The sequence below is a fragment of the Lysobacter sp. Root604 genome (assembly GCF_001427505.1).
In the GTDB taxonomy this organism is placed as follows: domain Bacteria; phylum Pseudomonadota; class Gammaproteobacteria; order Xanthomonadales; family Xanthomonadaceae; genus Lysobacter.
In genome coordinates this window covers 197,872-220,257 of sequence record NZ_LMGS01000009.1, presented here as the reverse complement: position 1 = coordinate 220,257, position 22,386 = coordinate 197,872, and the positions used below count along the sequence as shown (strand labels likewise).

21 protein-coding genes are annotated in these 22,386 nt (G+C 68.9%); 18 read left to right on the top strand and 3 right to left on the bottom strand.

Going from position 1 to position 22,386, the window contains the following annotated elements; all coding sequences use genetic code 11:
• Position 1: 1 nt before the first annotated feature.
• A complete protein-coding gene (locus ASD69_RS09380; RefSeq protein WP_056177181.1) occupies positions 2-2,437 on the bottom strand; it encodes a S8 family serine peptidase in 2,436 nt (811 codons plus the stop codon).
• 94 nt (positions 2,438-2,531) lie between these two features.
• Here ASD69_RS09380 and ASD69_RS09375 point away from each other — a divergent pair, with 94 nt between their 5' ends.
• The 14 genes from ASD69_RS09375 to ASD69_RS09310 all read left to right on the top strand — a co-directional run bounded on the left by ASD69_RS09375 (position 2,532) and on the right by ASD69_RS09310 (position 17,009).
• The gene (locus ASD69_RS09375; protein WP_157499130.1) at positions 2,532-4,067 is read left to right on the top strand and encodes a hypothetical protein; all 1,536 of its coding nucleotides are present in this window, start codon (positions 2,532-2,534) and stop codon (positions 4,065-4,067) included.
• Between the two features lie 147 nt (positions 4,068-4,214).
• The gene (locus ASD69_RS09370) at positions 4,215-5,411 is read left to right on the top strand and encodes a hypothetical protein (RefSeq protein ID WP_157499129.1); all 1,197 of its coding nucleotides are present in this window, start codon (positions 4,215-4,217) and stop codon (positions 5,409-5,411) included.
• Positions 5,412-5,463: 52 nt separating this feature from the next.
• Complete coding sequence (locus ASD69_RS09365) at positions 5,464-6,093, top strand: ParA family protein (RefSeq protein ID WP_056177175.1); 630 nt, start codon at positions 5,464-5,466, stop codon at positions 6,091-6,093.
• Between the two features lie 185 nt (positions 6,094-6,278).
• Positions 6,279-6,755 (top strand): histidine phosphatase family protein, encoded by a 477-nt coding sequence (locus ASD69_RS09360; RefSeq protein ID WP_056177173.1) that lies wholly within the window; start codon positions 6,279-6,281, stop codon positions 6,753-6,755.
• Positions 6,752-7,369 carry a YceI family protein gene (locus ASD69_RS09355; RefSeq protein WP_235567194.1) on the top strand — a complete coding sequence of 206 codons (618 nt, stop codon included), beginning with the start codon at positions 6,752-6,754 and terminating at the stop codon, positions 7,367-7,369. Before ASD69_RS09360 ends, ASD69_RS09355 begins: the two co-directional genes overlap by 4 nt.
• Positions 7,366-9,300: a phospholipase D family protein gene (locus ASD69_RS09350; protein ID WP_056177171.1), complete on the top strand. Its 1,935-nt coding sequence runs from the start codon at positions 7,366-7,368 to the stop codon at positions 9,298-9,300. Before ASD69_RS09355 ends, ASD69_RS09350 begins: the two co-directional genes overlap by 4 nt.
• A 547-nt stretch (positions 9,301-9,847) precedes the next feature.
• Positions 9,848-10,039 carry a hypothetical protein gene (locus ASD69_RS09345; protein ID WP_056177169.1) on the top strand — a complete coding sequence of 64 codons (192 nt, stop codon included), beginning with the start codon at positions 9,848-9,850 and terminating at the stop codon, positions 10,037-10,039.
• Between the two features lie 234 nt (positions 10,040-10,273).
• On the top strand, positions 10,274-10,708 hold the full coding sequence (locus ASD69_RS09340; protein WP_056177167.1) for a hotdog fold thioesterase: 435 nt from the start codon (positions 10,274-10,276) through the stop codon (positions 10,706-10,708).
• A gap of 67 nt (positions 10,709-10,775) precedes the next feature.
• Positions 10,776-11,582: a lysophospholipid acyltransferase family protein gene (locus tag ASD69_RS09335; protein WP_056177165.1), complete on the top strand. Its 807-nt coding sequence runs from the start codon at positions 10,776-10,778 to the stop codon at positions 11,580-11,582.
• A gap of 77 nt (positions 11,583-11,659) precedes the next feature.
• Entirely contained in the window at positions 11,660-12,649 is a 990-nt protein-coding gene (locus ASD69_RS09330; protein WP_056179725.1) for an alpha/beta fold hydrolase, read from the top strand.
• A 284-nt stretch (positions 12,650-12,933) separates the two neighbouring features.
• Entirely contained in the window at positions 12,934-15,006 is a 2,073-nt protein-coding gene (locus ASD69_RS09325; RefSeq protein WP_056177162.1) for a tetratricopeptide repeat protein, read from the top strand.
• A gap of 109 nt (positions 15,007-15,115) precedes the next feature.
• Positions 15,116-15,637: an exonuclease domain-containing protein gene (locus ASD69_RS09320; RefSeq protein WP_056177160.1), complete on the top strand. Its 522-nt coding sequence runs from the start codon at positions 15,116-15,118 to the stop codon at positions 15,635-15,637.
• Between the two features lie 64 nt (positions 15,638-15,701).
• Positions 15,702-16,325, top strand: a complete 624-nt coding sequence (locus tag ASD69_RS09315) for a YbhB/YbcL family Raf kinase inhibitor-like protein (RefSeq protein WP_056177157.1) — start codon at positions 15,702-15,704, stop codon at positions 16,323-16,325.
• A gap of 147 nt (positions 16,326-16,472) precedes the next feature.
• Positions 16,473-17,009, top strand: a complete 537-nt coding sequence (locus ASD69_RS09310) for an RDD family protein (RefSeq protein ID WP_162250638.1) — start codon at positions 16,473-16,475, stop codon at positions 17,007-17,009.
• A 53-nt stretch (positions 17,010-17,062) separates the two neighbouring features.
• On the opposite strand, the gene ASD69_RS09305 is transcribed toward ASD69_RS09310, so the two are convergent.
• Entirely contained in the window at positions 17,063-17,875 is an 813-nt protein-coding gene (locus ASD69_RS09305; protein ID WP_235567193.1) for an META and DUF4377 domain-containing protein, read from the bottom strand.
• A gap of 114 nt (positions 17,876-17,989) precedes the next feature.
• Positions 17,990-18,796 carry an undecaprenyl-diphosphate phosphatase gene (locus ASD69_RS09300; RefSeq protein WP_056177151.1) on the bottom strand — a complete coding sequence of 269 codons (807 nt, stop codon included), beginning with the start codon at positions 18,794-18,796 and terminating at the stop codon, positions 17,990-17,992.
• 277 nt (positions 18,797-19,073) lie between these two features.
• On the opposite strand from ASD69_RS09300, the gene glnA reads away from it, so the two are divergent.
• The 4 genes from glnA to ASD69_RS09280 all read left to right on the top strand — a co-directional run bounded on the left by glnA (position 19,074) and on the right by ASD69_RS09280 (position 22,358).
• Positions 19,074-20,483 carry a type I glutamate--ammonia ligase gene (gene glnA, locus ASD69_RS09295; RefSeq protein WP_056177149.1) on the top strand — a complete coding sequence of 470 codons (1,410 nt, stop codon included), beginning with the start codon at positions 19,074-19,076 and terminating at the stop codon, positions 20,481-20,483.
• A 64-nt stretch (positions 20,484-20,547) separates the two neighbouring features.
• Positions 20,548-21,003, top strand: coding sequence for a GNAT family N-acetyltransferase (locus ASD69_RS09290; RefSeq protein WP_056177147.1), 456 nt, complete (start codon positions 20,548-20,550; stop codon positions 21,001-21,003).
• 202 nt (positions 21,004-21,205) lie between these two features.
• Positions 21,206-21,991 (top strand): TorF family putative porin, encoded by a 786-nt coding sequence (locus ASD69_RS09285; protein WP_082576399.1) that lies wholly within the window; start codon positions 21,206-21,208, stop codon positions 21,989-21,991.
• A gap of 28 nt (positions 21,992-22,019) precedes the next feature.
• Positions 22,020-22,358, top strand: coding sequence for a P-II family nitrogen regulator (locus ASD69_RS09280; protein ID WP_056177145.1), 339 nt, complete (start codon positions 22,020-22,022; stop codon positions 22,356-22,358).
• Positions 22,359-22,386: the final 28 nt, after the last annotated feature.

Genomic DNA, 22,386 nt, shown 5'->3' with positions numbered 1-22,386 from the left:
CTCAGTTCACGGTCGAGCAGGTCGCGCTGTTGTTGGTGCGCAGCTGGTCGTAGCTCAGCTGGCCCGCGGGCAGCGGCGAGGCCTGTGCCGGCAGCAGGCTGCGATAGGCCGGCGCGTACAGCGCCGACAGGAAGCAGGCTTGCGACTGGGCGTGGAACTTCAGGCGCCCGTTGCCGAAACTGCTGTCGAACCCGACCGCGCCCAGATCGTTGCCCTGGGTGCCGGACACCTGCACCAGCGCGTCGTAGGTCACATCGGCCAGCAGGCTGCGACGCTGGCTCAACAAGGCGGCACGGTCGGCCTTTTGCTGCGTGGTGGCGTTCGCGGGCAGCGCCGCCGGCTCGGTGGCGTTGCTGCGCTGGCGCTGATGCTGCAGCCCCAGCGCCGCCAGCGCGGCGATGTGCGGAGCGGCGGCGGAGGTGCCGTTGAACGCGTTGTCGCCATAGGACACCGTGTCGACATTGGCGAAGCTGCCCAGGTCCGGCTTGGCGTTGCCCGCCGCCTGACCGGCCGGGCGCGCGCCGCCCGCGGCCAGCACCGGCCCGCGCGAACTGTACGCTTCTAACGCCGAATCGGCCGCGTTCAACGCCGCCACCGTGATCACGCTGGCCGAGTCGGCCGGATGCAGGATCGAGCGCTCGTTCTGGGCGTACTGCAGCGGCAGCTTGCCGGTGGTGATGCGCAGGAAGTTGGCCGCGCCGGCGCTCTTGCGCACCACGCGCAACGCGAACATGCCGCCGCCGGAGATGGCCGCGCCGCCCAGGCTCAGGCCGCGGTAGGCGTCGACGCAGCGCGCGGTGGCCATGTTCGAGGACGGCACGAAGCTGAAGCCTTCCAGCGGCTCCTGTCCGACACCGCCGTTTTGCGACTGATCGGATTGCGTGGCCGCGACCCAGCCGGCCGGCGTGACGATGTTGCCCCAGCGGCCGGTGACCGGATCGCGCCCGAAGGTCTGGGTCTGGTCGCGCCAGCGCACCAGTTCCAGACGGTAGTCGGTATCGACGAGGTTGCCGTTGGACGCCCAGTCGTTCCAGCTCAGGTAGGCGGTGATGGGCAACTGGTTGGCGACGGCCGCGCCGGCCGCGGTGAAGAGCGGGTAGCACTGAGCGAAGGCGGCGCCCTGGCCGACATTGATCGAGAGGGTGTTGGTGTCCTGGACGCCCGCGGTGGCGGTGTCGAAGTCCTGCGCCACGTTGGCGATGGCGGCGCCGCCGCTGTCGCCGTCCCAATGCGCCTGGGCGTGGTTGCCGGCGGCGTTGATCACGATCACGCCGTTGCGGCTGGCCGCGTCGATCGCGTCGTACAGGCCCTTGTAGACGCCCGAGGTGGCGGTGCCGTCGCCCGGCGCGCCGGCGATGCCGCCCTGCGAGGCGGTGATGACCTGGGCGCGCGGTTCGCCTTGCGGCTGGTTCTGCGCGTTGAGATTGGCTGCATTCTGGATGCCACGGACCCAGTCGGCGTTGGCGCCGGCGTCGTAGACCCTGAACTTGGCCTTGGGGGCGATGTCGTAGACGATCTCGGTGACCGCGTTGCCGTGTTTCGCGCCGCCCGCGCCGAAGGCTTTGCCGGTCGGCGGGGTCATCACCAGGTTGTCCGGCTCGGCGGCGGTGTTGCTGGGCCACTCGTTCGCGGTCTGTAGCGCCGCGATTTCGCCGGCGGTATTGCCGAACTGGTCCATGATCGCAATGGTCAGGCCTTCGCCCTGCAGGCTCTTGCGCAGCGCTTGCGGCAGTTCGGCGGCATTGCCGAGCGCGCGCAGCTGGTCGATGCCGCTGGCGGTGGCGCCGTCGGAGAACGCGACCGTGTCGGCCATGTGCATCAGGCCCACGCCCGCGACGGCGTCCTGGCCGGCCACCCATTCCAGTTGCGCCAGCGGCACCAGCGCTTCCAGCACCGGCGAGCCGGGGATGTCCTGGGCCTGGATGCCGCCGGCGCGCAGCACGGCAAGCAGTGCGCCCGAGGCTTGGGCCAGCAGGTGCGGGTTCTGGATGGCGGCGTAGTCCAGCGCCAGGTCGACGTTGACCTTGACCTTCTCGCCTTCGCGCCAACGCTGCGGGATGCCGGCGCGGTCCAGCGCGGCGATCTGCGCGCGCACCGAAGCGGCGGTCGCGGCCTGCGCGGACGGGGTGCCCTGCGCGGCCGCGGCAAGCGCCTGCGCGCGCAGCTCCGGCGGCAGCGTCTGCACGGCTTCCAGCAACTGGCCGGCGCCCAGCTTGGCCTGCGCGGGCGTGCGCGGCGTCGGCGCGGTGTAGGCCACGCGCAGCGAGGCCGGCGGTGCGGCGATGCCGCTGGCGTAGGTGCTGCTATTGGCGTTGCCGTTCGGCTGCGATGCGGCGTCGGGGTTCGGAGTCGCATCGCGTTGCGTCCACAGCAGCACGGCGGCGCAGGCCGCCGCCAAACCGATCGCTGCGTTCTTCTTCAAAATCGCCTTCTTCATTCGAGGTGTTCCTGATGACGGGCCGTAGGGGATCGCTGCGCCGCACGTTCGTGCGCACATAAGGGAGACGGCGGATGGGCGTGGGCGATCGTTCGTGCCGAGCGCGACGCTCTTCGTCGCGATCGAAGGGCGGCGCTGTCGCTCGGCACACTTTGTTCAACGCGATGAGGTCGGCTACCCCTACCCGAAAATTTCTCTACTGGAAAATTTTTTGCTGGGATGTCGCGTCGCATGGGGTGCTACTGCGGCCAATGCACACAAAAACTGTGTAGAAAGTGCGCCACGAAAGGGCATCGACGAGCGCTTGCGCACGCCGCGATGTGCGCCACCGGTTCAACGCAGCGCATGCCGACGGGCGGGGCTGGCGCCTTGGCCGCGCGCGGCGGCTGTGCTTTGCTGCGGATCGCGGTGGACGCGATCAGCGGCATACAGGGACGAGGTCGATGAAGGAACGGGGACGAAGGTCGTGGATAGGGATCGCATTGCTGGCGGGCTGCGCGATCCTGGCCGTCATCGGCCTGCGCCTGCTCTCGTCGCCGCCTGCGCAAGCGCGCGGCGCGGGTGTCGCGGTCCGGGACTCGGCCGCGCCGGAATCGCCGCCCGCGAGGCGGTTCATGCCGCCACACCGGCGGCTGCCGCGTGCGATCCCGGGGTCTGGATCGACCAGTACCGGGAGGCCAGCGAGGCCTACGCGCGCGGCCTGCTGACCCAACCCGACGCGCGCGCCCGCCTGATCGCGGCTAGCCTGCTCGGTCACTACGCGGACGACACGGAGGCCCGCATCCAGGCCGCCGCCGCTTACGCCGATGCCGTGCGCTTCGGCGCCGACGACCCGCTGGTGCGTTGGGTCGAAGCGTTGCGTTGTCCGGCCGCGTCCGCCGACTGCGACCCCGGTCCGGCCTTGCGGCGCCTGCAACAACTCGAGCCCGACAACGCCGCGGTCTGGTTGCTGGCTTTGCAGGCGCGCAATCGCGACGACGCGGCGGCCGCGGACGCCGTGCTGCAGCGTGCGGCCAGCGCGCGCCAGTACCGGCTGTTCAATACCGAGTACGCGCAGGAGACGACCCAGCTCCTGCTGCGCGTGCCCGGCCCGGCGATCGGCGCCTGCACCGCCGCGCGCATGCGGCCCGAGACCGGCTTCGCCGGCACCCAGGCCGGTGCGATCGGTTTTTTGGCGCAGGACTTCGTAAGCGCCCTGCCGACGCCCGTATTCACCGAGTTGTCCGAACTGTGCGCGCAGCCTCCGCCGCGGCGTCGCCAAGCCTGCATCGATGTGCTGAGCCGGATGGCGACCGACGCCGACGACGTCGCCAGCCGCGGCCTGGCCACGGCGCTACTGGTGGGCTCGATCCCCGACGATTCCGATGCGCTCTGGCGCGAACGCCTGCGTCGCCATCGCTGGCTGGCCCTGCGCCTGTCCGAGTCCGCCGATCGTTTGCGCGCGGAGCAGCCCCTGCGCCTGCTGCGCGAGGGCGAGATCCCCGGATTCGAATCCTGGCTGGCCGAAACCGGCCAAGCCGGCATTCCGCCGCTGGACTGGCTGCCGCCCGATCCCGGCAGTCGTGCCTTGATCCTCACCGGCCGAGCGGATTCCGGCGCCGCGGATGGGTACCGCTTGGCACCGCGGTAGGTTCGTGCAGGTCCGCTGAGCGGCGGCGCGCAGGCGGCCGTCGCGCGCGATCCGACCGCCGAGGGCGCCGATGCCGGTAGGCTGGCCCTGCGGCCGGTCGCCGGTAAGGGAGTGGGGATGCGGAAGGTTTGGGCGACGGTCGTCGCGTTGATCGCGTTGGCGCTGGTGTCGTTCGTGGGCGCGCGCCGGGCCGGGTGGTGGGAATCGGCGCAGCTCGCGACCGTGGCGCCGCCGCCGAGCGCGACGGCGCAGCGAGACGAGGCCTCCGCGGCGCGGCTCGGCGACGCGGCCACGAAGACCGCGTCAGCGGCCGCGTCGGCCGACTGCGACCCGATGCAATGGAAACGCGCGTTCGCCGCCGCCACCAGCGAGCGGGCGCGACGCACCATGGTCGATCCGGATGCGCGCACGGCGCTGACCGCGGCGTTCTTGTTCACGTCGGGGAGCGCGGTACTGAACGACTCCCTCTACGAGGAAGCGCATGGCGAAGGCGCCGCCGCGATGACCACGGCCTTGCGCCTGGGGGCGGACGAGCCGTTGGTACAGTGGATTGCAGCCAGCGGCGGTTGCGCCGGCATAGGGGAGGATTGCGATCCGGACCGCGCCGTGGCTCGACTGCAACAGCTGGACCCCGACAACGCGGCCGTGTGGCTGGCCAGCCTCGCCCGCGCCATCGAGCGCGGCGACGACCTGCCCACTCAGGAAGCCTTGCTGCGGCGCGCCGCGCGCGCCGATCGCTACCGCATCCATTTCCGTGAGCTCGGTAGCGTCATGTACGCGGCCCTGGACGAACTGCCGCCACTGGCGGTGTCCGCATGCGCACAGAAGGCGTACGCCGCGGCGTCCGATGTGCCGGCCACGCGCGAGAACCTTATCGGCGTTGCGGCAATGAATACCGCTATGGCCAACGGGTTTCCATCGATCTCGCCGATCGCGGAACTGTGCGAACAACCACCGCCGTCCAGGCGCGAGTCCTGCATCGGCTTGCTCGCTCACATGGCCAGCGGCAGCGAAATGATCGATCAGGTGATCGGGCTGCACTTCGGCGTGCCGCTGGTCGCCAATACCTCCGCGGGTGTCGCCTGGCGCGAGCGCCTGCGTCGCCTGAGCTGGCTGCGCCATCACTTCCCGGGAGAGAACGGCCAGCCGACGCCGCCGGACTGGCCCCTGCGGGTGTTCGCACAGGGCGAAATGCCGGCCGCAGAGGCTTGGCTGGTCGAGCGCGGCCAACGCGTCGACCCGCCACCGGGCTGGCTGCCGGACAATCCCATGCAGCGTGCGCTGATCCAGACCGGCCGCCGTCCGCCCCGGGCCACGCCGCCCCCGGCCCCCGACCCGCGATAGCTCCAACCCCACCCCCGGTGTACGCTGCGGCTTCCGCCTAGAGGGAGCTCGCATGAAGACCGTGCTGGTGGCCAGTTCCAAGGGGGGCGTGGGCAAGACGACCATCGCCACCCATCTCGCCGCGCAGTCGGCGCTAGAAGGCCTGCGCACCGCGCTGGTCGACGCCGATCCGCAAGGGTCCTCGACCCGATGGGCGCAGCGCCGCGCCACCCTGGACAGCGCGGTCCTGCCGCTGGACGGCACCCGCCGCAAAGCCTGGCGCAAGGGCCTGCCCGAGGACACCCAGCGGGTGGTGATCGACGCCCCGGCCGGCGCGATGGCCGAGGACCTGGAGGCCTTCCTCGAGGTCGCCGATGCGGTGATCGTGCCGGTGCAGCCCTCGACCCTGGACATCGAAGCGACGGTCCCGTTTCTGGACACCCTGGCCAAGCACCCGCGCGTGCGCCGCGGCCAGCTGCGCGTGGGCCTGGTCGGCAACAAGCTCAAGCCCTGGACCAACGCCTCCCAGCAAGCGGTGGAGCTGCTCAGCGAATGGCCGTATCCGGTGGTCGGGCAACTGCGCGACAGCCAGGCCTATGTGGTGATGACCGCGCTGGGCAAAAGCCTGTTCGATTACCACTCCGCGCAGATCCGCGAACACCAGGCCGACTGGCAGTCGCTGCTGAAGTGGTTGAAGAAGTAGGCCCGAGCGGCAGCGCGCGCACCCCATGAAGGCAGTGGCGTATTGAGCGTGCCCCGCGTCGCTGCGTTCACATGGCCGGCGCAAGCCGACGGCTACCTTTCTGCGTCGCCGACAGGCATCCTCCTTCCCAAGTGCTGCGCGTTCGCGCGTCGCGCGTCCCCTTCCACTCGTCAGCGGCCTAATCCATGCGCGAACTGATCCTGCTCCGCCACGCCCATGCCGAGCCGGCCGCCCAAGGCCAGGCCGATCTCGACCGCCCGTTGTCGGCCGAGGGCTTGGCCGAGGCCGAGGCCGCCGGCCGCTGGCTGGCCCAGAACAAGCTGGTGCCCGACTGCGTGCTGTGCTCGCCCTCGCGCCGCACCCGCGAAACCCTGGAGGCGGTGCTGGCCGCGATCGGCTACGTCGATCAGCGCATCGAACCCTCGATCTACGAAGCCACCCCGGGCACCCTGATCGCCCTGGCCGATCTGCATGTCGAAGCCGAGCGGCTGATGCTGGTCGGCCACAACCCCGGCCTGGAGCGTCTGGCCGCGCTGCTGCACAGCGGCCAGTCCGGCGACTACCGCGGCATGCCGCCGGGCGGCATCGCGGTGCTGAACGTGCCGGCCGAAACCAGCCTGGAGCCGGGCGTCGCCCAGCTCAGCGCCTTCTGGTGGCCGTGAGGCCGCAGCGACCTAAGGCCGCACGCACCTCCGCCGCGATCGGCTTCCTGCTTTGCGCCCTGGTCTGCGCCCCGCTCGCGGCGCAGACGCCGGCGCCGTCGTCGTCCGGCTTCGATCCGTTCTACACCCGCTTCGGCTTCGAGCTGCGCACGCGCTGGGGCCAGAAAGTGGAAGGCGCCTTCCCCAGCTACGAGGGCGAAGTCGTGGTGCTGCCCGACGGCCGCCACCAGGTCCGCATCGCCCTGGCCACCGGCGCGGTCCAGGTCGGCGATTCGACCCGCTACACCGAACTCGCGCGCGGCCGGCGCTTCTTCGACTCGGCGCGTTTCCCGCGCATCGAGTTCCTGTCCGAGCCACACCCCGCCGATTTGGTGCGCGCAGGCGGTAAGCTGCGCGGCCGTCTCACCCTGCACGGCGTCAGCCGGATGGAAACCTTCGTGTTGGCGCCCTCGACCTGTCTGCGACCCGGCAAGGACTGCGACGTGCTCGCCCATGGCAGCGTCAGTCGCGACGACTACGGCCTGGACGGCTGGCAGCTGGCCTTGAGCGACCGCGTGCGCTTCACGTTGCGCGTGCGCCTGAAGCACGACCTGGCCGGGAGCGCGACGCCGTGAAGCGCTGGCAACGGATCGCGATCGCCGCGCTGGCGCTAAGCCTGTCGGCCTGCGCCGGCCTGTCGCGGGTGCAGCGCGATCGCGCCTCGCAGATCGCCCTGGCCGCGCGGCCTACCCAGATCGACTGCGCGGCGCCCCACGCCTGCGCTCAGGCTTCGCCGCTGCGCGACCTGGCCACGCGCGCGCTGGACGAGTCGAGCGCGGACGCGCCGCGCCATTACGCCCTGATCCTGGACCACGGCCAGGACGCCCTGCTGGCGCGCATCAACCTGATCCGCAGCGCGACCACCGCGATCGACCTGCAGACCTATATCTACGACGAAGACGACGCCGGCCGGCTGGTGCTGGACGAGCTGATCGCGGCCGCGCGCCGCGGCGTGCGCGTGCGTCTGCTGCTGGACCAGCTGGCCGCGCTCAAGCATCTCGATACCCTGGCCGCGCTGTCCGGCGCGCACGCCAACTTCGAAGTGCGCCTGTACAACCCGGTGCTCAAGCGCGCGCGCATCAGCTACCCGCAATACCTGTTGGCCGCGGCTTGCTGCTGGCGCCGCCTCAACCAGCGCATGCACACCAAGCTGCTGCTGGTGGACGGCGCGGTCGGTATCACCGGCGGGCGCAATTACCAGGACGACTATTACGACTGGGACGACGAGTACAACTTCCGCGACCGCGACCTGCTGGTGGCCGGCCCGACCGCGCAGGTGATGGATCAGGACTTCGTGCGCTTCTGGGACGACCGCCGCAGCGTGCCGGTCGAGCGCCTCAAGGACGTGGGCACCTATCTGCTGCGCAGCGGCGTGCCGGCGCTGCCGCCGGCCAATTACGAGCGCCCCGAGCGCGCCCAGGCCATGCGCCGCGACGCCAGCGACGCCGAGCTGGTGCGTTCGCGCCTGGTCGCGCGCGCGCTGCCGGTGGGCGCGGTGAGCTACATCGCCGACTCGCCGGATAAGCACCGCGGCAACGGCATCGACGGGTCCCAGTCCTCCGCCTCGCTGCGCGGTCTGATCGAATCGTCGCAGCGCGAAGTGCTGCTGCAGACGCCCTATCTGGTGCTGTCGGACGCGGCCCAGGACCTGTTCCGCGACCTGCGCAAACGCCCGCAGCCGCCGCGCGTGATCGTGTCCACCAACAGCCTGGCCGCCACCGACGCCTTCATCGCCTACGCGCTGTCGTACAAGTACAAGCGCCGCTACCTGCGCGAGTTCGGCTTCGACATCTACGAGTACAAGCCGTTTCCGGCCGACGCGCCGATCGACATCGCCGCCACCGGCGCGCCGCTGCCGGACCTGGGGCTGGACCTGCCGCCGCAGCCCGAGCCCGCGGCGCTGCGGCGCGAGCGCCTGGACCGCTCCAGCGTGATCTCGCGCGCCCAGTACCGCACGCCGTTGTCGCGCGAGTACGCGGCCATGCGCTACGCGCGTCGGCGCGCCAACGAACCGGTGCCGCTCAAGCGCGCCGGCGTGCGCATCGGCATGCACGCCAAGTCGATGGTGATCGACGAACGCATCGGCGTGGTCGGTACCCACAACTTCGATCCGCGCGGCGACCGCTACAACACCGAGAGCGCGGTGGTGATCGACGATGCCGCGTTCGCCGCCGAACTGGCCGCCAGCATCCGTCGCGACATCGCGCCGGCGAACTCGTGGGTGATCGCGCGCCGCGACAAGCCGCCGGTGTTCTCCGGCTTGGAGTACTCGATCACCAAGGTGTCCGAGCATCTGCCCTTGTTCGACCTGTGGCCGATCCGCTACGCCACCAGCTACGAATTCGTGCCCGGGCCGAACTGCCCGCTTCCGCTGTACCGCAATCAGCCGGGCTTCCGCGCCTGCTATCGCCCGGTCGGCGACTTCCCCGAGGTCAGCCTGGGGCCCAAGCGCCTGATCACGCGCATGTTCACCGCCTTCGGGGCGGGGCTGGCGCCGATTCTTTAGTCGGCTGGGGCGGCCTGCGGCCGCTAAAAGCAAATCCCCCCTAGCCCCCCTTTTTCAAAGGGGGGAAGCAAAGCCTGTGGCCGCTTAGCGCCGCCACGGGCTCCGAAACGCTGCGCCCCGACGCGCGCCCCCACCCGCCGCGAATTAGTTCCCCCTTTGAAACGCGCGCCCCCACCCGCCGCGAATCAGTTCCCCCTTTGAAACGCGCGCCCCCACCCGCCGCGAATCAGTTCCCCCCTTTGAAAAAGGGGGGCTAGGGGGGATTTGCTTTACCGCGACGACCGTGGAGCCCCATTCGGCCCCAGCCCCCGCCACAGCCCCTCCCGGCCCGTCACATCCGCCGGCATAGGTCGTCAGTCATGGGCGGATCGATGCAACCCCTGGCCCGCAAACCTCATCTCTATGAGCAAGTTCCAGTGTTGCAGCCCCGCCGCAGGTGCTAGGTCTTAGGTGGGGTGACTTCCGGCATATGGAACAAGGGCTCAGGTGTTGTACTCTACCAACACACCGAAGCACTATCACTCCCCCACCGACCAAGGACACCACCATGAACGTCTCCAAGCTCTTCGACCGCAACGTCGCTTCCACGAGTTCCCAGAACCGCACGGCGCCCGCCGCTCCGGTCCGCCACGTCCACCGCGAACGCGATTTCGGCGTTGGCTACGGCAACAGCTCCGGCTACGCCAGCAGCCGTCGTTACACCAACGACTGGGCGCAGCCCCGCTTCCGCTTCGCGTAATCCACGGTGTCCTCTTGGTCGTGTGTCGGTCCGCTCCATAACGCCGGGACCGGCGCGCTGCGCCCCTCTCCACGCAGTGCGCCGGTCAGAAGGCCGAGCCCGCCGACCGTAGTTCCCACCAGCAGCACCGTCCTACCCCCTAAACGCAGGACAGCCCCGATTCCCGGCTAAGGAATCCCCAGGCTGACCCTGCGTTCTTTTTTTCCCGGGCCGCGCCTGGGCTATCGTGGCGGCATGAAAGCCAGCGACCGCCCCGTCTTCCGCAAGCCCAGCACCCTGGAACAGCTCAACGCCAGCTCGCGCAACACCGCGATGGAGCCCTTGGGCATCGTCTTCACCGAGATCGGCCCCGACTACCTGCGCGCAACCATGCCGGTCGACGCCCGCACCCACCAGCCCTACGGCCTGCTTCACGGCGGCGCCTCGGTGCTGCTGGCCGAGACCCTGGGCAGCTCGGCCGGGATGATGGCGGTGGGCGAAGGGCAGGGCGTGGTCGGGATCGAGATCAACGCCAACCACCTGCGCGGCGTGCGCGAAGGCACGGTCACCGGCACCGCGCGGCCGCTGCATCTGGGCGGGCGTACCCAGGTCTGGGAGATCCGGATCGAGGACGAGGCCGCGCGCCTGGTCTGCGTCTCGCGCCTGACGGTGGCGGTAATCGCGATCTGAACCGGCGTCTGCCGCGATCGGTGCGCCGCGCTCGCCACGCCCTCGGCGCTTCGGTATCGTGCACACAATGAATGCGCCGTCTCCCCACGCCGGCGCGGCCGCGCGCTCCGGCGCGTCGTCCGCGCGCGCGCTGCGTTACCTGATCCGTGTGCCGCTGTTGTCGTGGCACCTGCTGATCGACCTGCCGCTGGTATTGCTGCTGATCTCGCCCCTGACCGCCGGCATCCGGGTCGGCGACGAGCGCCTGGAACATCGCGCGATCCGGGCCTGGTCGGCCGGGCTGATGCGCATCTTCGGCTTCCGCCTGCGCCGGGTCGGCACGCCGTTGCCGGGGGCGGCGATGTTCGTGGCCAACCACGTCAGCTGGATCGACATCGAGGCCCTGCACAGCCAGCGCATGATGGGCTTCGTCGCCAAGCGCGAGATCTCCAGCTGGCCGGTGGTGGGTTGGCTGGCCGCGCGCGGCGAGACCATCTTCCATCACCGCGGCAGCACCGAGTCGCTGGGCGGTGTGCTGCACGAAATGCTGGCGCGCCTGCGCGCGGGCCGCTCGGTCGGCGTGTTCCCCGAAGGCGGTACCCGCGGCGGCGGCGAGATCGGTCCCTTCCATGCGCGCATCTTCCTGGCCGCGGTCGAAGCCGGCGTGCCGGTGCAGCCGGTGGCGCTGTGTTACGGCGAGGGCGGCGACGCCCAGGCCGTGGTCGCGTTCCAGAACCGCGAAAGCTTCTTCGCCAACTTCGTGCGCCTGCTGGGCGAACCTTCGCGCAGCGCCGAAATCCATTTCCTGCAGCCGATCCTGCCCGGCGAGACCGACGGCCGCCGGCGCATCGCCGACTTGGCGCGCCAGCGCATCGTCGAGGCGATGGGGCGTTGAACGCCGGGGCCGGCGATCCCTACGATGGCGCTGCGCGCAGCCACCGCGCACGCCCACTCGATGCCACCTCCCCGATGCTGACCGCCGCCGACTACCGTCCGCCACGCTGGCTGCGCAATGCGCACCTGCAGTCGGTGCTCGGCTCCAGTCCGCTGCGCCGGCGCCGCGCCGAACGCCGCCTGGCCGAACTCGGCGCGACCACTACCGAACACCTGATCGACGGCGGCGACGGCGTGCGCCTGCACGGCCTGCACAGCGTCGTGCCCGGGATCGAACCGCGCGGACTGGTGCTGCTGCTGCACGGCTGGGAAGGCAGCGCCGACTCCAACTACATGCGCATGACCGCGGCGCAGTTGCTCGGCCGCGGCTTCGAGGTGTTCCGGCTCAATTTCCGCGATCACGGCAACACCCACCATCTCAACGAAGGCCTGTTCCACTCCAACCGCATCGGCGAAGTGCTGCACGCGGCCTGCGATGTCGCGCGCCGCTTCCCGTGCCGTCCGATGTCGGTGGCTGGCTACTCGCTGGGCGGCAACTTCGCCCTGCGCCTGGCCCTGCAGGCGCCCGAGGCCGGACTGGCGCTGACCCACGCGGCCGCGGTGTGCCCGGTGCTGGATCCGGCCCGGACCATGGAATCGATGGAGCAGGGGCTGCCGATCTATCTGTGGTACTTCGAGCGCAAATGGCGCGACTCGCTGGCGCGCAAGCGCGAGCTGTTTCCGCAGTTCCACGACTTCGACGATCGCACCCTGGGCCTGCGCATGCGTCCGCTGACCCAGTGGATGGTCGAGCGCCACACCGATTACGGCACCCTGGATCGTTACTTCGACGGCTACTCGGTGGCCGCCGACCGGCTGTCGCGGCTGCAGGTGCCGGTGAGCATCCTGATGGCCGAGGACGACCCGGTGATCCCGGTCGAAGGCTTCCGCGCGCTCAAGCTGCCGGCGAACGCGAGCCTGGAGATCGCGCCCTGGGGCGGACACTGCGGTTTCCTCGAAAGCGCGCGCCTGGACGGGTTCGCGGAGCGCTGGATCGCCGATCGGCTGGAATCCGTCGCTTCGGCCTAGGCACTCCGCGACGGTCCCTGCTCTGGCTTGCGGGAGAAGGCGCCCGACGGACGGGTGAGAGCGGCGCACGAGATTGAAGCCCGCGGCCTGCGTCGACCCTCACAAACCCACGCCCCGGCCCGCCCGCGCCGCGGTGGGGCGTTCCGTGCGGCGCGCGCCTGCCGCTCGCAAGCGCCAGCCCTCGCCCCGCAAGCGGGAGAGAGGCCAACAGCGCCCATACGCCGCCGCCCGCCCGGCCCCGATCCTCCCGCTACAATGCGGGTTTGGCCTGAAGTCCCGAACCCATGTACGAGACCACCCTCGATGCCCTGCGCCGCGGCGCGGCGGCAGAGGCACTGTCCGCCGCCCAGGAACTGGTGGCGGCGCAGCCGCAAGACCCGCACGCTCACCGTTTGCACGCCGCCGCGCTGCGCGCCAGCGGCGATCGCGACGGCGCCATCGCCGCGATCGATCGCGCCCTGGCGATCGCGCCCGAGGACGCCAACCTGCATCTGGAGCGCGCCGGTCTGTTGCTGGACGGTCGTCAGCTCGATCAGGCCCAGGCCGCGCTCGCGCAGGCCATCGGCCTGGACCCGAATCAATTTCCCGCCTACATCGTGCAGTCGCAGCTGGCGATCTCGCGCGGCGATCTCGACGAAGCCGAACGCCTGATCCGCACCGCCGCGCGCATCGCGCCGGATCATCCGCAAGTCGCCGCCGTCGAAGGCACCCTGCTGCTGCGTCGCGGCGACGCCGACGCCGCGTTGGCCCTGCTCAGCGGCGCCGCCGAACGCGCGCCGGACGAGCCCCAACTGCGCCACGCGCTGGGCTTCGCCTATCTCGCCAAGGGCCACTACGCCTTCGCCGAGCAAGCCTTCCGCGGCATGATGGAGCGCTCGCCCGCGTCCACCAGTTCGCTGCGCGTGCTGCTGGTCGAGCTGATGCGCCTGCAGGGCCGCGCGGTCGAAGCCGCCGATGAACTCGCGACGCTGGTCGAGGCCGATCCCAGCCCCGGCCTGCAGCGCTGGCTGGGCGAGATCGAACTCGAAGCCGGCCGCGCCGACAGCGCGCTGCCGCGCCTGCGCAACGCGCTCGCCGCCGAACCGCGCGACCGCCGCACCCTGTCGGCGCTGATCGAAGTCTGGCGCCGTCTCGGCGACGCCGACGACGCGCGCGCGACCCTGGAAGCGGCCCTGGCCACGCATCCGCAAACCGACGATCTGTGGCGTGCGCGTCTGCTGTTCGAACCCTTCGCGGGCGAGGAAGCGCGCGCCGTGGTCGAGCGCTGGATGGCGGCGATGCCCGACTACATCCCGGCCCTGGAGGCGCGCGCCACCATCCACGATCACGCCGGCGAGCGCGAACAGGCCGACGCCATCGCCCATCGCATCGTCGAGCTCAATCCGGGCGACACGCGTTCGGAGCTGCGCATCATCGACAGCCTGATGCAGAGCGATCCCGACGCCGCGGTCACGCGCGTGGAAAGCCTGCTCGCGCGCGCGCCGGACGAACAGGTCAAGCTGACCCTGCGTCACTTGCTCGCGCGCACGCTCGACAACGCCGGCCAGCCCGGCGCCGCCGCCGCGACCTGGGCCGAACTGCAGGCCGAAGCCGCATCGCAGCGCCTGCCGCTGCCGCCGGTGACCACGCCGCGCACCAACTGGCCGGACCTGACCCCGCTGCCGGAAAACGCGCCCGGCGTGTTGCTGCTGTGGGGGCCGCCGGGTTCGCTGGTCGAACGCATCGCCTTGACCTTCGACCTCGCCCAAGGCCCGCTGCGCGCCGATCGTTTCGGTTCCAACCCGCCCAACGATCCGCTGCAGCGCTACGGCACCGCCGAAAGCTTGCTCAACGGCACGATGGACCCGGCCTACCTGGTCAATCTGTGGCGCGCGGCGTTGCCGACCCGCGGCATCAACGACGGCGCGATCTTCGACTGGCTGCTGTGGTGGGACAACGCGCTGCTGCTGGCGCTGCGCCCGCACTTGCCCGAAGCGGTGCTGATGATCGTGCTGCGCGATCCGCGCGACATGCTGCTGGACTGGCTGGCCTACGGCTCGCCGGCACCGTTCAAGCTGGAGTCGCCGGAAGCCGGCGCGCGCTGGCTGGCGATGGTGCTCAACCAGGTCGCCGCGCTGCACGAACAGGACCTGTTCCCGCACCGTTTGGTCAAGCTGGACGCCATCTCGCAGGACCCGCAGGCCATGGCCGACGCGATCGCCCAGGCGCTGGACATCACCATCGCGCCGATGCCGCCCGAAGCCGTGGGCCCGCAGCGTTTCGCTCCCGGCTATTGGCGCGCCTTCGCCGAGCCGCTGGCCGAAGCCTTCGCGGCGCTGACGCCGGTGGCCAAGCGTCTGGGGTATCCGGAAGCCTGAGTTCTACAGCGTTCCAAGCGGACGCCTGAAACACGGACGCGGGATGCGCATGCATCCCGCGTCGGGTCGCCGGAGAGGGCTCCGGCGGCTGTAAGCAGAGGAGACGATATTGAGTTACATCATGGTAGACATCGAAGCCGACGGTCCCATCCCGGGCGACTACTCGATGATTTCGTTCGGCGCGGTCGTGGTCGAACCCGGTCTGGATCGCAGCTTCTACGCGACCTTGCGGCCGATCTCCGAACGCTGGATCCCCGAGGCTCTGGCCGTCAGCGGAAACAGCCGCGAAACCACCTTGACCTTCGACGAACCCGAAGCGGCGATGCGCGCGTTCCGGCAATGGCTGGATGGCAACGTCCAGGGCCGGCCGATGTTCGTCTCGGACAACAACGGCTTCGACTGGCAGTTCATCAACTGGTACTTCCATCATTTCCTGGGCGCCAACCCCTTCGGCCACAGCTCGACCAACCTGGGCTCGCTGTACAAGGGTTTGGTCGGCGACACCGCCAAGAACTTCAAGCACCTGCGCCGCACCCGTCACACGCATCACCCCGTCGACGACGCCAAAGGCAACGCAGAAGCCTTGCTCGCGATGAAGGCGGACATGGGACTGCGTATCGCTCTGGTGTAATTTGTCCCGTCAGTCGATGCCGCGACATGCAGGCATCGATCGCGAATCCTTCTCTGGAGGCGGTATGCGTATCCACAGCGACAGTTTCGAACGCGGTCAGCGTCTGGCCGCCGAATTCGCCGCCGGCCAGCCCACCGCCGACGGTTTCGGCTTCGCGCCCAATCGCAATCCGCACCTGGCCTGGACCGACGTGCCCGCACAGACGCGTTCGTTCGCGCTGCTGTGCATCGACCCCGACGTGCCCACCGTGGCCGAGATGGTCGGCCGCGACGACGTGCAGATTCCGGTCGCGCAGCCGCGTGCCGACTTCTGCCATTGGGCGATGGTCGACCTGTCGCCGGAGCTGCGCGAGATCGTCGCCGGCAGTTGCAGCGACGGCGTGGTCGCGCACGGCAAGGCCGATCCGAACGGCCCGTCGGGCGCGCGCCAGGGTTTGAACGACTACACCGGCTGGTTCGCCGGCAACGCCGACATGGCCGGCGACTGGCGCGGCTACGACGGCCCGTTCCCGCCGCCCAACGACCTGCGCCTGCACCGCTATTTCTTCCGCGTGTTCGCGCTGGACGTCGAGCGCCTGGACCTGCCGCAAGGCTTCGGCGCCGCCGACGTGCTGCGCGCGATGCACGGGCATGTGCTGGCCGAGGCGGCGACGTATGGCACCTACAGCCTGAATCCCGCGCTCGCGTAACCGACCTGCGTTCGCGCAGGCACGAGGGCGCGTTCCTCTAGCCGCCCCGTATCGGAACTGTTAGTTTCCCCTCATTCCTGGGGGGGAACGATGGACGAGCACAATCCTTACAGCGCCTCGACGGCGGCGATCTCCGACGCGCCGCAAATGCTGGACATCGAGTCCACCACCAAGGTGCGGCGCTTCTTCAACTGGCTGATCGACAAGATCGTGTTTTACGTGATCTGGATCGGCATCGGCGTGGTCGCGGTTCTGATCGGCGGCGAGTCGGCCATGAAGTGGTTCGACGAGCTGCATTGGAGCATGGACTACGCGCTGACCTACGCCACGCTCGTCGTCTACTACACTTTCATGGAAGGTGCGTTCGGCTTCACCATCGGCAAACTGATTACCCAGACCCGCGTCGTCGACCAGTACGGTCGGCAGCCCACGTTCTGGCGCGCTTTTCTGCGCAGCTTGGGTCGGCTGATTCCGTTCGATGCGTTCTCGTTGTTGATGAGCGAGGATCACATCCGCCGGGGCTGGCACGATTCCCTGGCCAAGACTTACGTGATCGACCGTCCGCGCGACGGCATGCCGGCGGGCAAGCCGCGCCATTCGATCAGCGATGAATTCGCCGGTGGTGTTCTGCCGCAAGCGGCTCGCCCCAACGCCGTAACCACGACGGCCGAGATTTCGCCTTAGCCGATGGCGCGCACTCGCCCGCACAGGGGCGAGTGCGATCAAGGCGCGCGGACCTACTTCGAAACCAGCTCGCTCTCGACCACCATGTCCAGCACGTACGCCACCGACGAGGCGTCGGCCGGCGGGTTCTTGATGTCGTACTTCTTCACCCGCAGCACGTTGCGCACGCCCGGTTCATGGGTGTAGCCCTCGATGTCCTGGTACAGCGGCTCCCAGGCGGCGTCGCTCTTGATCGCCACGCCGTTGGCTTCGTAGCGGCGCTCGCGCACCTGCAGGCACTGCATGTTCGGAATCAGCGGATGCGAGCACGGCGCGCGCTGCGGCGCGACCTCGAAGAACACCGTGGTGCCTTCGCCGCCGTAGCGGGTAGCCGGCGTCGGGCTGCCTTCGAAACGCAGCTGATCGCCGTTGGCGGCGGTCAACTGCAGGCTGGGCGCGTCGTTGCCGCCCTCGATCCGCGCCGGCAGCGCGCCGCGCAAGCGTTCGCCGATCGCGCGATCCAGCTCCATCAGGCGAGTGTCGGGGCAGGCCATCAAGGTCTGCTCCATGTCGCCGAAGCTCAGCGTCTTGGCGTCGCGCGTGTAGCTGCCGCCGAGGCGGTTGCAACCGCCGCTGATGCTGGCCCGGCCGCTGTTGAAGTCCAGTTGCAGCGGACGCTTCGGGTCCGGCGCAAGCGCGGCGATCGCCTTGCCGCTGCTGTCGTTCGCGCTGGTCAGGCGCCAGTGGTAGGCGTCCAGGCTGAGCGCCGCGCTGGCGGTGCTGGTGCCGGCCTCGCTGCCGGTGGCGGCGGCGTTGCCGCCGGGCACGGTATCGGACGCGCAGGCGGCCAGGGCCAGGCTGAGCAGGGCGGGGGCGAGCATCTTCATGTTTCGGTCTTCCATTGCGATTAACGAGCCGATACCAACGCATCGGCGCGTTGCGCGGGGTTGCGCCTATTCATGATCGTTCAGCTCACGAAAAGGGCGGGTGAAATGCGCCCCTCAGCTACCCGACGGCATCAACAGCAGCAGCGCCGCGCCCAGTGCGAAGCGGTAGTAGGCGAACACGGTGAAGCGGTGGCTCTGGATGTAGTGCAGCAGCCACTTCACCGCCACGAACGCGGTCACCGCCGAGGCCGCGAACGCGACCGCCAGCGCGGTCCAGTCCTCGTTGGCCGCCGCCGGCGTGCCGATCACGTCCAGCAGCTCGTAGGCGGTGGCCGCGAACATGGTCGGAATTCCGACCAGGAACGCGAATTCGGTCGCCGCCGCGCGGCTGGTGGTGCCCGCAAGCAAGGCCACGAAGATGGTCGCGCCCGAGCGCGAGGTGCCCGGGAACACGCCGGCGATCACCTGCGCCACGCCGACCAGGATCGCCACCGTCCAGGTGATGTTGGTGCGTTCGCCCAGCGTCTGCGCGCGCTTGGCCGCGTAGTGTTCGGCCAGCAGCATCCAGACGCCGCCCAGCACCAGCGCCCAAGCGATCGGCAGCACCTTGTCGGGCAACTCGAAGCCCAGTTTCTTGACCACGATGCCGAGCACCGCGGTCACGCCGAAGGCGACGATCAACTTGAGCAGGTAGTCGCGGTTCTCGCGCTGCATGAAACCGGTCGCCAGCTGCCACAGGCGCTGGCGATAGATCAGCACCACCGCCAGGATCGCGCCGGCCTGGATCGAGATGTTGAACAGGTCGGAGCGGTGCCCCAGCCAGTGCTGCGCGATCAGCAGGTGTCCGGTGCTGGAAATCGGCAGGAATTCGGTGATGCCTTCGATGATGCCGAGCAGCAGCGCGGCGAGCAGATCGGTCATTGGACGGCCGGGATTCGGGATAGGGGATTCGTAGAGCGGGCAAAGCGACTGAGGGGCCGTTCGGAGCAGTTGCACCGAACTGGTGCAACTGCTTTCATTTACGCACCAGTATAAATCATTGCTGCGGTGCGTCAGGCTTTAATTCTATATAAATCAATTTCTTAAGAACAGTAGGGACTTGGCACGCTGCTTGCTTTAGCTAGTAAGCAGGCGGCTCCACGCCCTGAAGTTTTGCACGAATCCCCCTTCCCGAATCTCTAATCCCGGACCCTAATCCATGTCCCTCGAACACGTCGAAAAGCTCATCAAGGACCACAAGGTCGAATTCGTCGATCTGCGTTTCACCGACATGCGCGGCGTCCAGCATCACGTGACCTTCCCCAAGTCCATCGTCGAGCCGGCGCTGTTCGAGGACGGCAAGATGTTCGACGGCTCCTCGATCAGCGGCTGGAAGGGCATCAACGAGTCGGACATGATCCTGCTGCCCGATTCGACCACCGCCTTCCTGGATCCGTTCACCGCCGATCCGACCCTGGTGCTGACCTGCGACATCCTCGACCCGGCGACCATGCAGGCCTACTCGCGCGATCCGCGCGGCGTCGCCAAGCGCGCCGAGGCCTACCTCAAGTCCAGCGGCGTCGCCGATCAGGCTTTCTTCGGCCCGGAGCCCGAGTTCTTCATCTTCGACTCGGTGCGTTACGCCAATGAAATGGGCCACACCTTCTTCCACATCGATTCGGAAGAAGCGGCCTGGAACTCGGGCAAGGAATACGAAGGCGGCAACAGCGGCTACCGTCCGGGCGTGAAGGGCGGTTACTTCCCCGTCGCTCCGCTGGATTCGCTGCACGACATCCGCGCCGAGATGTGCAAGACCCTGGAGCAGGTCGGCATCGAAGTCGAAGTGCACCACCACGAAGTCGCCAACGCCGGCCAGTGCGAGATCGGCACCAAGTTCAACTCGCTGGTCGCCAAGGCCGACGAGCTGCTGACGATGAAGTACATCATCAAGAACGTCGCCCACCGCAACGGCAAGACCGCGACCTTCATGCCCAAGCCGATCGTCGGCGACAACGGCAGCGGCATGCACGTGCACCAGTCCTTCGCCAAGGGCGGCGTCAACCTGTTCAGCGGCGACGGCTACGGCGGCCTGTCGCAGCTGGCGCTGTGGTACATCGGCGGCGTGTTCAAGCATGCGCGCGCGATCAACGCCTTCACCAACTCCGGCACCAACAGCTACAAGCGCCTGGTGCCGGGCTTCGAAGCGCCGGTGATGCTGGCCTACTCGGCCCGCAACCGTTCGGCCAGCTGCCGCATTCCGTACGTGGCCAACCCGAAGGCGCGCCGCATCGAAATGCGCTTCCCCGATCCGATCCAGTCGGGCTACCTGACCTTCGCCGCGCTGATGATGGCCGGCCTGGACGGCATCAAGAACCAGATCGACCCGGGCGCGCCCAGCGACAAGGACCTGTACGACCTGCCGCCGGAAGAGGAGAAGGGCATTCCGACCGTCTGCCATTCGCTCGACCAGGCCCTGGAAGCGCTGGACAAGGACCGCGACTTCCTCAAGGCCGGCGGCGTGTTCACCGACGACTTCATCGACAGCTACATCGCGCTGAAGATGCAGGAAGTGACCAAGTTCCGCGCTGCGACCCATCCGTTGGAATACCAGATGTACTACGCCGTCTAACGCGCGACAGGGACGGCGGCTCGCGCCGCCGTCCCGCGTTGCCGCACCGCCGTCAGGAGTACCGATGCAGATCCGCGCAGGCGAACTGGACCATCCCGAGGTGATCGCGCTGTTGCGCGAACACCTGCAGGGCATGGCCCAACTGTCGCCGCCGGAGAGCATCCACGCGCTGGACCTGGACGGACTGCGGCGGCCGGAGATCAGTTTCTGGAGCGCCTGGCGGGACGGGCAATTGCTCGGCTGCGGCGCGCTCAAGCAGCTCGATGCCGGGCACGGCGAGATCAAATCGATGCGCACGGTTTCGCGGCATCTGCGCAAGGGCGTGGCGGCCGCGATGCTGGATCATCTGATCGACGAGGCAGGGCGGCGCGCCTATCGGCGGCTGAGCCTGGAGACGGGTTCGATGGACGGCTTCGAGCCGGCGCGCAGGCTCTATGCGCGCTACGGCTTCGAACCCTGCGGACCCTTCGCGGACTACGTCGACGACCCCAACAGCGTCTTCATGAGCAAGCACCTGTAGACGCACCCGACGGCCCGTGGCGAAAGCTGCGGGCCGTTCGCTTTTCAGTCCACCACCACAACCAGGAGGTCTCAACGACGGGCTCGCCCCGCCGCAAGGCGACTGCGTCCCGAAAAAAGGCAGGGCCATGACGAAACGCCCGCGCCGCAACAGCACGAAGCACTGACCGGGGAGGGGCCACCGCTTATGAGGAGCCTGCGTCATGTCGTCTCGTACCAACGCCTGCACCACCGCGACCGCGCACGCCGCGCTCGCTCTGTCCGTGTTCGCCGCTTGCCTGGGCGCACCGGCACTCGCGCACGCCGGTACCTCGGGTTCGGTGAGCTTGACCAGCGATTACATTTTTAGGGGAGTGTCGCAGACCAACCAGGAGCCGGCCCTGCAGGGCGGCATCGAATACGCCGCCGACAGCGGCTTCTACGTCGGCGCCTGGGGCAGCAACGTCAGTTGGCTGTCCGACACCGTCGTCGTCGGCGACGACATCTCCAGCAGCCTGGAGCTGGACGCCTACGCCGGTTACCGCGGCAAGGCCGGCGACATCTTCGCCTACGACATCGGCGCCTTGTACTACTGGTATCCGGGCGACTACCCGGGCGGCTTCAACAGCCCGAACACAGCCGAGTTCTATGTGGGCGCCACCGTCACGCCGGTGGAGACCGTCGCCCTGGGGTTGAAGTACTCACACGCCCTCACCGATCTGTTCGGCTACGCCGATTCGGACGGCAGCGGCTATCTGGACGCCTCGGTCAACTGGACCTTCCAGCCCGGCTGGACCTTGAACCTGCACGGCGGTAAGCAGTGGATCAAGAACAACGACGCCTACGAATACACCGACTGGAAAGTCGGCGTGACCAAGGCCTTCGACCACGGGTTCTCGATCGCCGCCGCCTACACCGACACGGATGCGGAGCAGGCGCTCTACACCAACGCGCACGGCAACGACATCGCCGGCGACGCGTTCACCCTCACCCTCACCAAGGCGTTCTGATGCGCCAACGCACCTACGGAGCTGCGAGATGAAACTGATCACCGCCATCATCCGGCCGTTCAAGCTCGACGAGGTGCGCGAGGCGCTGACCGAGGTCGGCGTTTCCGGCATCACCGTCACCGAGGTCAAGGGCTTCGGACGGCAAAAGGGACACACCGAGCTGTACCGCGGCGCCGAGTACGTCGTCGACTTCCTGCCCAAGCTGAAGATCGAATGCGCGGTCCCCGAGGGCCTGCTCGAGGCCGCGCTGGAAGCGATCCAGAACGCCGCGCGCACCGGCAAGGTCGGCGACGGAAAGATCCTTGTGCTGCCGGTAGAGAGCGCGGTGCGCATCCGCACCGGCGAACTCGACGACGACGCCCTCTGACCCTGACGCGAGATCCGATATGAAGACG